We start from the raw sequence: 14,484 nt of genomic DNA, 5'->3' as shown, positions 1-14,484 counted from the left end.
GTCCCTAGCCCTTCAGGAGGGCCGAGAGCGTCTTGCCAAGCTGCGCAGGCGACGGTGACACCTTGATGCCAGCCGCCTCCATTGCCGCGATCTTGTCTTCCGCGCCGCCCTTGCCGCCGGAGACCACCGCGCCGGCATGGCCCATGGTGCGGCCCTTCGGTGCGGTGCGCCCCGCGATGAAGCCGACCATCGGCTTCTTGCGGCCCTTCTTCGCCTCGTCGGCGATGAACTGGGCCGCGTCCTCCTCGGCCGAGCCGCCGATCTCGCCGATCATGATGATCGACTGGGTCGCGTCGTCGGCGAGGAACATTTCCAGCATGTCGATGAACTCGGTGCCCTTCACCGGATCGCCGCCGATGCCGACGGCCGTCGTCTGGCCGAGGCCCTCGTTGGAGGTCTGGAACACCGCCTCGTAGGTCAGCGTGCCGGAGCGCGAGACGATGCCGACGTTGCCCTTGCGGAAGATGTTGCCCGGCATGATGCCGATCTTGCATTCCTCGGGCGTCAGCACGCCCGGGCAGTTCGGGCCGATCAGCCGCGACGTCGACTTGTCGAGCTTCGCCTTCACCTTGACCATGTCCATCACCGGGATGCCCTCGGTGATGCAGACGATCAGGTCGATCTCGGCGTCGATCGCCTCCTCGATGGCAGCAGCAGCCCCCGCCGGCGGAACGTAGATCACCGAGGCGGTGGCCCCGGTCCGGTCCTTGGCCTCGGCGACGGACGCGAAGATCGGCAGCTCGACGGGGTTGCCGCCAGCCGTGCCGTGCCACTTCTCGCCGCCCTTCTTGGGATGCGTGCCGCCGACCATCTGGGTGCCGTAATAGGCGAGCGCCTGCTCGGTGTGGAAGGTGCCGGTCTTGCCGGTCAGACCCTGCACGATCACCTTGGTGTTCTTGTCGACGAGAATGGACATAACGTGCCTTCTTTACCTATGCATCAAGTCGCGAAGTAACGGTCCGGACATCGGCGCCTCGTCATCACGAAGGCGGCCGCGTCCGGACCCCGCAGAACACCGTTACTTCACCGCCGCGACGATTTTCTTGGCGGCGTCGTCGAGATCGTCCGCCGCCGTGATGGCGAGGCCGCTCTCGTTGAGGATCGCCTTGCCCTTGTCGACGTTGGTGCCCTCGAGGCGCACCACCAGCGGCACCTTGAGCCCGACCTCCTTCACCGCGGCGACGACGCCCTCGGCGATGATGTCGCAGCGCATGATGCCGCCGAAGATGTTGACCAGGATGCCTTTGACGTTCGGATCCGCGGTGATGATCTTGAACGCCGCCGTCACCTTCTCCTTCGAAGCGCCGCCACCGACGTCGAGGAAGTTGGCCGGCTCGGAGCCGTACAGCTTGATGATGTCCATCGTGGCCATGGCGAGGCCGGCGCCGTTGACCATGCAGCCGATGTCGCCGTCGAGCGCCACGTAGGCGAGATCGTGCTTGGACGCCTCGATCTCCTTGGCGTCCTCTTCGGTCTCGTCGCGCAGCGCCTTCATGTCGTCGTGGCGGAACAGCGCGTTGCCATCGAACGAGCACTTCGCATCGAGGACGCGGAGGCGGCCGTCAGTCATCACGATCAGCGGGTTGATCTCGAGAAGGCTCATGTCCTTCTCGGTGAACGCCTTGTAGAGGATCGGGAACAGCTTCATCCCGTCGTCGCGGGCAGCACCCTCGAGTCCCAGCGTGTCGCAGAGCTTCGCCGCGTCCGCCTCGGTCACGCCGGCAACCGGATCGATCGGCAGCGTGAGGATCTTCTCCGGCGTCTCTTCGGCGACGGTCTCGATGTCCATGCCGCCCTCGGTCGAGGCGACGAAGGCCACCTGGCCAACCGTGCGGTCCACGAGAAGGGAGAGATAGAGCTCGCGGTCGATGTCGGCCCCGTCCTCGATATAGAGGCGGTTGACCTGCTTGCCGGCGTCGCCCGTCTGCTTGGTGACGAGGGTGTTGCCGAGCATCTCCTTGGAGAAGGCGACGACTTCGTCGACCGACTTGGCAAGGCGGACGCCGCCCTTGGCGTCGGGGCCGAGTTCCTTGAACTTGCCCTTGCCGCGTCCACCGGCGTGGATCTGGCTCTTGACCACATAGAGCGGTCCGGGAAGCTTGCCCGCCGCAGCCGCAGCTTCGGCGGCATCGGTGATGGCAATGCCCTGGGCCACCGGCGCGCCGTAGCCCTTGAGCACTTCCTTGGCCTGATATTCGTGGATGTTCACGTGCGTCTCCCGGCCTCTCGCGGAGCGAAAATCTGAGGGCCGGGCGACCCGGCCCTCGGCATGTTACTTCAGTTGCGGAGCGATGCCCTTGCAGGCTTCCATCAGCCCGCGCACCGACTCGACCGACTTGTCGAAGCCGGTCTTTTCCTCGCCTTCGAGGGTGATTTCGACGATCCGCTCGACGCCGCCCTCACCGATGACGGTCGGCACGCCGACATACATCCCGTTAAGGCCGTAGGCCCCATCGAGGTAGGCCGCGCAGGGCAGCACGCGCTTCTTGTCGCGCAAATAGGCCTCGGCCATCTCGATGGCGGAGGAAGCCGGCGCGTAGAAGGCGGAGCCGGTCTTCAGGAGGCCGACGATCTCGGCGCCGCCGTCGCGGGTGCGCTGGACGATCTGGTCGAGCTTCTCCTGGGTGGTCCAGCCCATCTTCACGAGATCCGGAAGCGGGATGCCGGCAACGGTGGAGTAGCGCACCAGCGGCACCATGGTGTCGCCATGGCCGCCGAGCACGAAGGTGGTCACGTCCTCGACGGACACCTTGAACTCCTCGGCGAGGAAGTAGCGGAAGCGCGCGGAATCGAGCACGCCGGCCATGCCGACCACCTTGTTGGTGGGCAGGCCGGAGAACTTCTGCAGCGCCCACACCATCGCGTCGAGCGGATTGGTGATGCAGATGACGAAGGCGTTCGGCGCGTTGTCGCGGATGCCCGCGCCAACCTGCTCCATGACCTTCAGATTGATGCCCAGCAGGTCGTCGCGGCTCATGCCCGGCTTGCGCGGGACGCCGGCCGTCACGATCACCACGTCGGCGCCGGCGATGGCCTCATAGCCGTTGGCGCCGGTGAGCTCGGCGTCGAACCCTTCGACCGCGGAAGCCTGCGCGATGTCGAGCGCCTTGCCCTGCGGCGTCCCCTCGGCGATGTCGAACAGGACGACGTCGCCCAGCTCCTTCAAGCCAGCCAGGAGCGCGAGCGTGCCGCCGATCTGGCCGGCGCCGATCAATGCGATTTTCGTGCGCGCCATAGAACCGGTCCCCTTGTGATGATTGCGAAACGGAGAAGAAAAACAGAGTGGCGCCGGAGGGCGAACCGGGGGTGTCACTACTCCCTTTGGCAGAGAGGTTCAAGACACGAGGCCCGCCCAATTCGGCCGGTTTTGCCGATCAAGTCATCGGCATCGTCTCGCAGGCCTCGACGTAGCCGGCCGAGCGCATTTCCACCAGCCGGGAGGCCGTGCGCCGGAATTCGAAGGCTTCGGTGCCCTCGTCGCCGCTGAACAGGTGATCGGGCTCGGCCGCCGCCGACACGATCAGCCGCACATGGGTGTCGTAGAGAACGTCGATCAGGGTGATGAAGCGCTTCGTCTCGTTGCGCTTTTCCGGAGAGAGCGGCGGCACGTCGGTGACGAACACGGTGTGAAAGCGATCGGCGATCGCGCGGTAGTCGCTGGCGCCGAGCGGCTTCTCGCAAAGGTCCGCGAAGGCGAACCGCGCCAGCCCCCCGGCGGCCTGCGGCACGGTGACCGGATGCCCGACCACGGTCAGCTTCTCCGCGGCCGGCTCGCGCCCTCCCAGCAGGCGGCGCCAGAGGCGGCCCATCGCCGCCACCTGCTCCTCGTCGCCGGTGAGAAAATACATCGGCGTGCCGGCCAGCTTGTCGAGGCGGTAGTCGGCGTTGGCGTCGAGGCGGGCAACGTCGACGTTGCGCTTCATGAGATCGATGAAGCCCAGGAAGAAGCCCCGGTTGAGCCCGTCCTTGTAGAGGTCGTCGGGCGCCACGTTGGAGGTCGCGACCAGCACCACCCCGCGCTCGAACAGGCGGGTGAACAGCCGGCCGAGGATCATCGCGTCGGCGATGTCGGTGACCGAGAACTCGTCGAAGCACAGGAGCTCGGTCTCATCGGCGATCGAGGCGGCAACGGGCGGGATCGGGTCGTCGCCCTTGATCTCGCCGGCCGCGATCGCCTGCCGCGTCGTATGAACCCGGGCGTGGACGTCGGCCATGAAGTTGGTGAAGTGGGCGCGCCGCTTGCGCTCGACCGGAGCCGCCTCGAAGAACATGTCCATCAGCATGGTCTTGCCGCGGCCCACCTCCCCCCAGAGATACAGCCCCTTCAGCCGCACGGCGCCCGAATGACGCCGCTTCAGGAGCCGGCCGATCATGCTGCCGGACCGCCCCGGCTCGGGACGGTCGGCGAGGCTGTCGCAAAGCTCGCCGAGGCGCTGGGCCACCGCCTCCTGGGCGGGATCGCGGTCCAGGCTTCCGGAGGCGACCAGCGCGTCGTAGCGATCGAGCACGGAGGCTGTCGGCATGCTTTATTCCCTTGGGAACCGATGAGCAGACGGGGCGGCCCGCATCGCGGTCATGACCTAGCCGATCCCGCCGGGCGGGGAAATGCCGGGGCCAACGCCGCGGCAGGCCGCTGGTTGCAGCCCATGTACCGGCCGCCGATCGAGGTTGAAAGGGGCCCGCCGCTTCGCTACCGCTTTCGTCAGGATACCCGATCCGCTGGGCACCGGTGCCGCCGGTGCGGCGCACGCGCGATCGCGGCCACCTGTCGGCTTCCGGCCCGCGGCCAGCCGACGGCATCCCGGAGAGGACCCATGGCCTACGAGAACATTCTTTACGAGACGCGCGGCAAGGTCGCGATCATCACGCTGAACCGCCCGAAGGCGATGAATGCGCTGAACGCGGCGCTGGTCGGCGAACTCGTCGCCGCCCTCCGCATCGTCGAGGCCGACCCGAACCTCGGCTGCACGGTGCTGACCGGCTCCGAGCGCGCCTTTGCCGCGGGGGCGGACATCAAGGAGATGGCCACGCTCGACTTCGTCGACGCCTACGTCGGCGACTTCATCGGCTCGTGGGACCAGGTCGCGACGATGCACAAGCCGGTGATCGCGGCCGTCGCCGGCTATGCCCTCGGCGGCGGCTGCGAGCTCGCCATGATGTGCGACTTCATCCTGGCCGCCGATACGGCGAAGTTCGGCCAGCCGGAAATCACCCTCGGCGTCATGCCCGGCGCTGGCGGCACCCAGCGCCTGACGCGCTTCGTCGGCAAGTCGAAGGCCATGGAGATGGTCCTCACCGGGCGGATGATGGACGCGGCGGAGGCCGAGCGCGCCGGGCTGGTCTCCCGGGTCGTCCCCGCCGACGAACTGCTCGGCGAGGCGATCGCGGCGGCGGAGAAGATCGCCGACTTCTCGCAGCCGATCGTCATGATGGCCAAGGAGAGCGTGAACCGCGCCTACGAGACGACGCTTGCCGAAGGCGTGCGGTTCGAACGGCGGCTGTTCCACGCGATGTTCTCCACCGCCGATCAGAAGGAAGGCATGGACGCGTTCGCCGCCAAGCGGACCCCGCAGTTCCGGAACAAGTAGCGGCACGGCGCCGAACTCCGCCTGGCGAGGCCCCGTGTGCGCTGCGGCGGCGCCCTTTCACCGTTGACCGGGGCGCCGCGGCGGCGTATAGACGCGCCCTTATCCAAGGATGCCGTGCTGCTGCAACGGTGTTGAGACGGGCTTCCCCGAAGCATCGTTTCGGACCGCGGCTGCGGCGTCCGCGAGCAACCGGATCCTTCTGCATCTGGCCGGCCCATCGGGTCGCCGACGATCGGAAGACCGAACACACCATGCTGGAGCAGCCCGTCCGCGTCCGCGCGATCGCCGGCTTGTCTCCACACCGACCCGGAACGGCCCGCGACGACGCCGTCGCGACACAGCGGTTCCGGACATGCGAACGGGATCATTCGCTCGGAACCGCTGGGGGTTTCGACCGGGTCGATCGGAACAAGGACAGGAGCGTCGATGGCCAACACGCGATCGGCTAAGAAAATGACTCGCAAGATCGAGCGCCGCACGGAAGTGAACAAGGCGCGCCGGTCCCGCATGCGCAGCTTCGTGCGCAAGGTCGAAGAAGCGATCAGCTCCGGCGACACCGCCGCGGCAAAGACGGCCTTCCATCAGGCGCAGCCCGAAATCATGCGGGCGGCGACCAAGGGCGTCATCCATCGCAACACCGCCTCGCGGAAGGTTTCGCGACTGGCTCAGCGCATCAAGGCGCTGCCGGCCTGACGGCCGACATCGTCCGCTTGCGAGACGTTCAAAAATCGGGCTCGGCGGCATCGTCGGGCCCGATTTTTTTTGGCTTCCAACGCCCGAAACGGCCGCCCCGGTGCGTTTCCACTTTTGTCCACAAGCCTTACCCGGCTAATAAATCCACCGCCGGTCGTGCGCGGCGCCTCCGCCCGCTCCGTGTCATGAAAAACTCCGCGAATTCATCGGCTTAGGGATAGGTCGATTCAAGGTCGCCGGGTTTTGCCTACACCCCAAAGAGTCAAGTAGCCTGTCGATTATTTTTTTGCCGCCTTTGTTCCCGACCCCGTCTGCGCCCCCCCGGAGACAGGAATCCTTTGAGTCGAAATGGCTTGCCCGATTCGCCGGACCCAACGGAGCCGGACGGCAACCATCGAAGCGACCCGGCGTTTACGATTTGGTCATCTCTGGCGGTTGCAGCCCGCCAACGGCCTGTGTATCTTCAAGTCATCAACGGGGAGCGACCTGTTGCAGATAACAATAAATCCAAAAATTACAGTAAATCATGCGTATACTTTTCATGCTTTGAGTAATGGAGAGTGGTACTTGCTATCATTCGCCACGGGGACACCGTCCTTCTGACATCACACAACTGAGCCCTACGAAGCCGCCGACACGGTGGCAAGGGCCTCAGCCTTGACCATTCGAACGTTGAATTCGATGGCGCTGCTGCAGCGACATCACGAGGAAAGTTTTGTCGATGACGTCCGATCAAGCCTATGCGGGAGACATCTCCAGCGCCGACGCCTGGAAGGTCCTGTCCGAAGACGACACCGCCGTCCTCGTCGACGTACGCACCCGGGCGGAATGGACGTTCGTCGGCGTGGCCGACCTGCGCGCCGCCGGCAAGGAGCCGGCCCTGGTGGAGTGGCAGCAGTTTCCCGGGATGGACGTTAACCCGGGCTTCGTCGACCGCGTGGCAGAAGCGCTGCGCGAGCGGAACGCCGGTGCCGATTCCCCCGTGTTCTTCCTCTGCCGCTCCGGCGCGCGCAGCCGCGCCGCGGCGATCGCCATGACGGCGTCCGGTCTCCGGGCGGCCTACAACATCTCCGACGGCTTCGAAGGCCCCCCCGATGCGGACCACCATCGCGGTGGCGTCGCAGGCTGGAAGGCCGCCGGACTTCCCTGGGTTCAATCCTAGCAACCTGACGAAAGCACCGACTGACGCGGCGCGCAGCGCCGCAAAAAGCATAGCCGGCTCATATAATTAGCGCACCAAGCGCACAATAACCGGGCCGGTCACTGAGGCGGACAAAAGACAAAGCGGATTAGGAGACTTCACGATGGCGACGGCCCAGATCGAACCAGCCCCGGATCACCAGTGGGGACGCGTGAAAGCGCGCCTGCGACATGAACTGGGCGAGGACGTGTATTCGAGCTGGTTCGCCCGGATCAATTTCGAGAGCCGCGCCGCCTCGGTGGTGCAGCTGTCGGTCCCGACGCCGTTCATCCGCCAGTGGGTGCAGAACCACTACGGCGACCGGATCGTCCAGCTCTGGCAGAAGGAAACCGGCGACATCCGGCGCATCGAGTACGTCGTGCGCAGCGCCGTCCGCAGCCCCTGCGCCGCGACCCGTCCGCATGCGTCGGCCCCGTCCGCCCGGTCCGCCACCCCGTCCGGCCACTTGCCGACGGCGTCCGCGCCGAGCATGACCACCCCGACGCCGCGCGAACCCGATCCCCACGATGCGCTCGACGGTTCGCCGCTCGATCCGCGCTTCACCCTCGACAGCTTCGAGGAAGGCCCGTCCAACATGCTGGCGCTCGCAGCCGGCCGGAAGGTGGCGCTCGCACCGTCGGGCGAGAAGGCCGCCTTCAATCCGCTGTTCGTCCACGGCGCGGTCGGCTTCGGCAAGACCCATCTGCTGCAGGCGATCGCCGCCGAGGCGCGCCAGCGCGCGCCCCGCCGCGTGCTCTATTTGACCGCCGAGCACTTCATGTACCGGTTCGTGGTGGCGCTCCGGAACCAGACCGCGCTCGTCTTCAAGGACATGCTGCGCGACATCGACCTGCTCTTGATCGACGACCTGCAATTCCTGCACGGCGGCAAGGTCCAGGAGGAGTTCTGCCACACCCTGAACGCGCTGGTGGACGGCGCCCGGCAGGTGGTGATCGCCGCCGACCGGCCCGCCGGTGAACTGGACGGGCTGGAGCAGCGGGTCCGCTCGCGGATCGGCGGCGGCCTGTCGGTGGAGATCGGCGCGCCGGACCTCGACCTGCGCACCAAGATCCTGACCCGCCGCCTCGCCGCCCAGAAGGGCGCGTTCCCGGAACTGGACTTCCCGGCGGAAGTGCTGGAGTTCGTCGCCCGCTCGGTGACGACCAACGGCCGCGACCTCGACGGCGCCGTCAACCGCCTCGTCGCCCACAACCAGCTCACCGGCGCGGCGATCAACATGCAGATGGCCGAAGGCGCGCTCAAGGACCTGCTGAAGGCGCGGGAAGGCCGGCGCCCTAAGATCGAGGACATCCAGCGCGTCGTTGCCCAGCACTTCAACGTGTCGAAGGCCGACCTGCTGTCGGCGCGCCGCACCCGCGCCGTGGTGCGTCCCCGCCAGGTGGCGATGTATCTGGCCAAGTCGCTCACCCCGCGCTCGCTTCCCGAGATCGGCCGGCGCTTCGGCGGCCGCGACCACACCACGGTGCTGCATGCGGTTCGCAAGATCGACAGCCTGATGGGCTCCGACGGCACGCTGGCCGAGGATATCGAGACCCTGAAGCGCCTGCTCGACGCCTGACCCGCAGGTCGCGCCTCTGGCGCTTGCAAGCGCTTTGCCGCCAGCCTCGGGTGCCCCCGGGGCTGGCGGAATCGGGTCCGCCCCGACGGCGGCTGGATGTCCGGCCCGATGTGCCGGCCGCCGTTTCCACCCCGGCGCGAGGCAGCCGATCGACACCCGGATCGGGAAAAGGCTCCGATAAGGCCTCGATGCGGCACTTTTTCGCCGGATGAGCGGCCCGCAGGGCTTGCATCCCGCCCCCGTAGACGGCACCTTGCGCTCCCCCGAAGGCGACCTGCCGGCTTTCTGCGGCAGCACCAGCCTCGGGTCGGCCGACGGCATCCCAAGCGTCGACCGTCCTTCGTAGACAACAGCATTTCGGACGTCTCAAGGCCATGCGCGCGACACTGGAACGGGCCCACCTGCTGAAATCGCTGACCCACGTGCATCGCGTCGTGGAACGGCGAAACACGATCCCGATTCTGTCGAACGTCCTGATCCGTTCGGACGGCAGCGCCCTGAACCTCAAGGCGACCGACCTCGACATCGAGGTGACCGAGCAGGTTCCGGCGATGGTCGAACAGGGCGGCGCCACGACGGTGCCGGCCCACATGCTCCACGACATCGTCCGCAAGCTGCCGGAAGGCGCGCAGATCGTGCTGGAGACCAACAGCGACGGCGCCACGCTGACGCTGTCGGCCGGCCGCTCCCGCTTCTCGCTGCAGATCCTTCCGGAAGCCGATTTCCCGGACATCACCACCGGCAGCTTCTCGCACTCCTTCGCGCTGAAGGCGGGCCAGTTGAAGCGGCTGATCGACCGGACCCAGTTCGCGATCTCCACCGAAGAGACCCGCTACTATCTGAACGGCATCTACCTGCACTCGGTCGACACTCCCGAGGGCCCGATGCTGCGCGCCGTCGCCACCGATGGCCACCGCCTCGCCCAGGCCGAAGTGCCGGCACCGGAGGGCGCCAACGGCATCCCCGGCGTGATCGTGCCGCGCAAGACGGTCAGCGAGATCCAGCGTCTCATCGAAGACGCCGACGAGACCGTGAAGGTCGAGCTGTCGGACGCGAAGATCCGCTTCACGTTCGAAACCGTCGTGCTCACCTCCAAGCTCATCGACGGCACCTTCCCCGATTATGTCCGGGTGATCCCGCAGAACAACGACAAGTCGCTGCACGTCGACCGCCAGGAGTTCGCCAACGCCGTGGACCGCGTGTCCACCGTGTCGAGCGAGCGCGGCCGCGCGGTGAAGCTGTCGCTGCAGCCGGGCAAGCTGGTGCTCTCGGTCAACAACCCGGATTCCGGCAGCGCCACCGAGGAACTCGTCGTCGAGTACGACGCCGAGCCGCTCGATATCGGCTTCAACTCGCGCTACCTGCTCGACATCGCCGGCCAGCTCGAGACCGAGACCGCCGAGTTCAAGCTCGCCGATCCCGGCTCGCCGACCCTCGTGCACGACATCGGCGAGAACCGGACGCTCTACGTCCTCATGCCGATGCGGGTGTGATCCAGGCGGATCCCGGCATGACGGACGCGGTCCCCCCGTCCGTCGCCCGCGTGGCACTGACTGGCCTCACCCTGACCGACTTCCGCAACTACGCGGCGCTGCCGGCTGACTTCGACGGCCGGTCGGTGGTGCTTGTCGGCGCCAACGGGTCCGGCAAGACCAACCTTCTCGAAGCCGTCTCCTTCCTGTCGCCGGGCCGCGGGCTGCGGCGCGCCACCTACGATGCCGTCGCGCGGGTCGGCGGATCCGGCGGCTGGACCGTCCACGCCGGCCTGGAAAGCCGGGGCGCGCGCGTGGCGATCGGCACCGGCCTGCAGCCGGACCTCGGCGCGGGCGCCGCGCGAAGCCGCCGCATCCGCATCGACGGCGAGGACGCCGCCACCTCCGACGCGCTTCTCGCCCATCTCGACGTCCTCTGGCTGACCCCGGCGATGGATGGCCTGTTCACCGGTCCGACCGGCGACCGGCGGCGGTTCCTCGACCGCCTGGTGATGGGCCTCGACGCTGCGCACGGGCGGCGCGCGTCGGCCTACGAGAAGGCCGTGCGCCATCGCAACCGCCTGCTGGAGGACCTCTCGGCCGATGCGGCGTGGCTGGATGCGATCGAGGTGGAGATCGCCCGGCACGGCGCTGCCATGGCCCGGGCCCGGGCCCGGCTGGTCGCCCGCTTCCGAACCGCCTTTGCCGCAGTGCCGGCCGACGACAGCGCCTTTCCGCGCGCCGAGCTTGCGCTCGACGGGGCGGTCGAAGCGCTGTCGGACGAGACCGCCGGCGACACCGATGCGCTCGCCGAGGCATTCCGCCGGCTCCTGCACGACGGGCGGCCGCGCGACCGCGTTGCCGGGCGCACCCTGACCGGGCCGCACCGGACCGATCTCGTCGTCACCCATGCTGACAAGCGGATGCCGGCCGCCCAGGCCTCCACCGGCGAGCAGAAGGCCCTGCTGATCGGCATGGTGCTCGCGCACGCGAGCCTCGTTGCCGAGGAGAATGCACGGGCGCCGGTCCTTCTTCTCGACGAGGTGGCGGCCCATCTGGATCCCGGCCGGCGCGCCGCGCTGTTCGACCGGCTCGACCGCCTCGGCGGCCAGACCTTCATGACCGGAACCGACCCTCTCCTGTTCGAGGCGGTGGGCGACCGCGCCCAGGTGTTCCAGGTCGCCGAGGGCACCCTGTCCACCTGATCTGCGAGCTGTCACAGTGCAGTCGCGTGCTGTTGATTTACGGTTTTCCGGGCGATCGGGTCTTGTGAGCCGGCAGACGGGACGAAGCTGCCGCTCGTCAGATCGACAGCAGCGCAAACTCAGGGAGACATCTCGATGACCACTGCCAGGACCTACTCGACCGCCGCAATCGCAGGAGCCGTTGCCAGCGCGCTCGCCGCCGCCACGACACCTGCCGCCGCCGAGGACATGGTGAAGTGCTTCGGCGTCGCGCTTGCCGGCGAGAACGACTGCGCCGCGGGCCCGGGCACCACCTGCGCGGCCACCTCCACAATCGACTACCAGGGCAATGCCTGGAAGCTCGTTCCCAAGGGCACCTGCACCACGATGGATCTCCCCGGCGACCGTCACGGCAGCCTCGAGGCCCTCGACCGCGACCTGCCGACGAAATCCGCGTCCTGAGCGACGGGTGAGCGCCGTCCCCCGGCGCCGCGAGCCAATGTCCATGAGCCCCTCGGCACCCACGACGCGCGTGGCGAGCCCCGTCCCGGCGCGCGCCGGGGTCGGACTCAAACTCCAGCATGTGCACGACATCCTCGAAGGGGCCGATATCGGCTTCTTCGAGGTGCACGCGGAAAACCAGATGGGTGACGGCGGCCCCCCGCACCGCCTGCTGGCGGCAATCCGCGAACGCTTTCCGCTCTCGGTGCACGGTGTCGGCCTGTCGATCGGCGGCGCCGGCCCGCTGGACCGCGACCACCTCGCCCGGCTGAAGGCGGTCGTCGAGAGGACCGATCCCGGGCTGGTGTCGGAGCATCTGGCGTGGTCGACCCACGACGGCGTCTACGTGCCCGACCTGCTGCCGCTTCCCTACACGGAGGCGACGCTCGCCACCGTTGCCGACCACGTCGACCAGGTGCAGGACGCCCTCGGCCGCCCGATCCTGATCGAGAACCCTTCCACCTATCTGGCGTTCGCCGAGACCACGCTGACGGAGACGGAGTTCCTGGCGGCGCTGGCGCGGCGCACCGGGTGCGGCCTCCTCCTCGACGTCAACAACGTCGCGGTCGCCTGCGCCAACCGGCAGTCCGATCCGGACGCCTACCTTGCCGCCTTCCCGATGGCGTTCGTCGGCGAGATCCACCTTGGCGGGCACGCCCCCGACCACGACACCGCCGGGCGGCCCTTGCTCATCGACACCCACGACCGCCCGATCTGCCGCGACGTGTGGGACCTCTTCGCCCGCACCCTGGCGCTTGCCGGCCGACCGATCCCGACGCTCATCGAGTGGGACGACGACGTGCCGGCCTGGCCGGAGCTCGCCGCCGAGGCCGCCCGCGCCGAGGCCATTCTGGTGCGGGCGCATCCGGATGCGGAGGCCCGCCGTGCCGTCTGAAGCGGGGCGGCACGCGACATTCCTCGGCGCCGTCTGCGATGCCGGCGTCCCGATCCCCGACGGTTTGCATGGACCCGATGGCACCGGCGACCCGAAGCGCTTCCAGGTCTATCGCAACACCGTCGCATCGACGCTGATCGAGGCACTTGCAGCGACCTTTCCCACCGTCGTGCGCCTTGTCGGCGAGGACTTCTTCCACGCGGCCGCCGGCGCCTATGTGGCGGCCGAGAAGCCGGCCTCGCCGCTGCTGTTTCGCTACGGCGCGACCTTTCCCGACTTCCTCGCCGGCCTCGACAGCCTTGCCGCCTACCCGTACGTGCCCGACGTCGCCCGACTCGATTTCGCCTGGCTCGCGGCCTACCACTCCACCGACGCCGAGCCGCTCGGGCCCGACGCCCTGGCGCGGATCCCGTCGGACCGGCTGGCGGAGACCCGGCTGGCGCTGCACCCGGCCACGCGCCTCGTCTCCTCGCCCTATCCGCTGGTGACCATCTGGCAGGCCAACCGCGGCGACGGGCCGGTGCCCGAACGGCTTCCCGGCGGCGGCGAGGATGCGCTCGTAGCCCGCCCCGGCCTCGCCGTTTCCGTCCACGCACTGCCGGCCGGCGGGGCCGCCTTCGGCCGCGCCCTCGGCGAAAGGCTGCCCCTCGCAAGAGCGGCTGAGGAAGCGGCCGCGTCCAATGCCCAATTCGATCTCGGCACAAGCCTGGCGCTGCTGCTGACAGCTGGTGCGCTGGCTGCTCCAACCGAAGACTCAGTCTAGACTTCGAACCGTCCTGCACACGGGCCGGCCCTTGGGGGGCCAATAAGAAGGCGACCGACCATGTCCATCCTGATGCGCATCCACGCCAGCGTGTTCCACACCCTCGACCGGATCCTCGGCGACTGGTTCCTCGGCCTCGCGGCCCGGTTCGTGTTCGCCGCCGTGCTGTTCCTGTATTTCTTCCGCTCCGCCCTGACCAAGGTCGGCGACGGCTTCCTCGGGTTCTTCCAGGCATCGGTCGGCGCCTACGCCCAGATCCTGCCGAAGCTGATGGAGGAGGTGAGCTACAACACCTCGGCCATTCCGGTGTTTCCCTACAAGGTGATCGTTTATCTCGGCACCTATGCCGAGTTCGTGCTGCCCATCCTGATCGTGGTGGGGCTGTTTACCCGGCTCGCGGCGGTTGGCATGATCGCCTTCATCGCGGTCATGACCTATACCGACATCAATGGCCACGACGTCGGCGCCGAAACCGTCGGCAGCCTGTTCAGCCGCGACCCGAGCTCGCTGATCGCCGATCAGCGGACGCTCTGGGTGTTCGTCCTTCTGGTCCTGGTCCTGAAGGGGCCCGGCTTCATCTCGCTCGACGCGCTTCTTGGCCGAAGACTGCGTCGCTGATCCGCGACGGG

General features: G+C 67.8%; 14 protein-coding genes. 10 read left to right on the top strand and 4 right to left on the bottom strand.

The window, feature by feature from the left end; translation table 11 throughout:
• Positions 1–4 precede the first annotated feature (4 nt).
• From sucD to zapE, 4 genes are all read right to left on the bottom strand, one after another.
• On the bottom strand, positions 5–916 hold the full coding sequence (sucD, locus tag ACSSVZ_RS07320; protein WP_453969137.1) for a succinate--CoA ligase subunit alpha: 912 nt from the start codon (positions 914–916) through the stop codon (positions 5–7).
• Positions 917–1,018: 102 nt separating this feature from the next.
• Positions 1,019–2,209, bottom strand: coding sequence for an ADP-forming succinate--CoA ligase subunit beta (gene sucC, locus ACSSVZ_RS07315; protein ID WP_453969136.1), 1,191 nt, complete (start codon positions 2,207–2,209; stop codon positions 1,019–1,021).
• A 63-nt stretch (positions 2,210–2,272) separates the two neighbouring features.
• Positions 2,273–3,235, bottom strand: coding sequence for a malate dehydrogenase (gene mdh, locus ACSSVZ_RS07310; protein ID WP_453969135.1), 963 nt, complete (start codon positions 3,233–3,235; stop codon positions 2,273–2,275).
• Positions 3,236–3,374: 139 nt separating this feature from the next.
• Complete coding sequence (zapE, locus tag ACSSVZ_RS07305; RefSeq protein ID WP_453969134.1) at positions 3,375–4,523, bottom strand: cell division protein ZapE; 1,149 nt, start codon at positions 4,521–4,523, stop codon at positions 3,375–3,377.
• Positions 4,524–4,814: 291 nt separating this feature from the next.
• On the opposite strand from zapE, the gene ACSSVZ_RS07300 reads away from it, so the two are divergent.
• The 10 genes from ACSSVZ_RS07300 to ACSSVZ_RS07255 all read left to right on the top strand — a co-directional run bounded on the left by ACSSVZ_RS07300 (position 4,815) and on the right by ACSSVZ_RS07255 (position 14,473).
• Positions 4,815–5,588, top strand: a complete 774-nt coding sequence (locus ACSSVZ_RS07300) for an enoyl-CoA hydratase (protein WP_453969133.1) — start codon at positions 4,815–4,817, stop codon at positions 5,586–5,588.
• A 426-nt stretch (positions 5,589–6,014) separates the two neighbouring features.
• Positions 6,015–6,281, top strand: coding sequence for a 30S ribosomal protein S20 (gene rpsT, locus ACSSVZ_RS07295; RefSeq protein ID WP_453969132.1), 267 nt, complete (start codon positions 6,015–6,017; stop codon positions 6,279–6,281).
• A 721-nt stretch (positions 6,282–7,002) separates the two neighbouring features.
• Positions 7,003–7,443, top strand: coding sequence for a rhodanese-like domain-containing protein (locus tag ACSSVZ_RS07290; protein WP_453969130.1), 441 nt, complete (start codon positions 7,003–7,005; stop codon positions 7,441–7,443).
• Positions 7,444–7,585: 142 nt separating this feature from the next.
• A complete protein-coding gene (dnaA, locus tag ACSSVZ_RS07285; RefSeq protein WP_453969129.1) occupies positions 7,586–9,040 on the top strand; it encodes a chromosomal replication initiator protein DnaA in 1,455 nt (484 codons plus the stop codon).
• A 374-nt stretch (positions 9,041–9,414) separates the two neighbouring features.
• Complete coding sequence (gene dnaN / locus ACSSVZ_RS07280) at positions 9,415–10,533, top strand: DNA polymerase III subunit beta (RefSeq protein WP_453969128.1); 1,119 nt, start codon at positions 9,415–9,417, stop codon at positions 10,531–10,533.
• A 17-nt stretch (positions 10,534–10,550) separates the two neighbouring features.
• Positions 10,551–11,717, top strand: a complete 1,167-nt coding sequence (recF, locus tag ACSSVZ_RS07275) for a DNA replication/repair protein RecF (protein ID WP_453969127.1) — start codon at positions 10,551–10,553, stop codon at positions 11,715–11,717.
• Positions 11,718–11,852: 135 nt separating this feature from the next.
• On the top strand, positions 11,853–12,158 hold the full coding sequence (locus ACSSVZ_RS07270) for a BufA1 family periplasmic bufferin-type metallophore (RefSeq protein WP_453969126.1): 306 nt from the start codon (positions 11,853–11,855) through the stop codon (positions 12,156–12,158).
• Between the two features lie 43 nt (positions 12,159–12,201).
• A complete protein-coding gene (gene bufB, locus ACSSVZ_RS07265; protein ID WP_453969125.1) occupies positions 12,202–13,092 on the top strand; it encodes an MNIO family bufferin maturase in 891 nt (296 codons plus the stop codon).
• Positions 13,082–13,855, top strand: a complete 774-nt coding sequence (locus tag ACSSVZ_RS07260) for an HvfC/BufC family peptide modification chaperone (protein ID WP_453969124.1) — start codon at positions 13,082–13,084, stop codon at positions 13,853–13,855. The genes bufB and ACSSVZ_RS07260 overlap by 11 nt, the downstream gene beginning before the upstream one ends.
• Positions 13,856–13,915: 60 nt before the next feature.
• On the top strand, positions 13,916–14,473 hold the full coding sequence (locus ACSSVZ_RS07255; RefSeq protein ID WP_453969123.1) for a DoxX family protein: 558 nt from the start codon (positions 13,916–13,918) through the stop codon (positions 14,471–14,473).
• Positions 14,474–14,484: the final 11 nt, after the last annotated feature.

The organism is Amorphus sp. MBR-141 (assembly GCF_053628695.1).
This window is presented reverse-complemented; position numbering and strand designations above follow the sequence as displayed.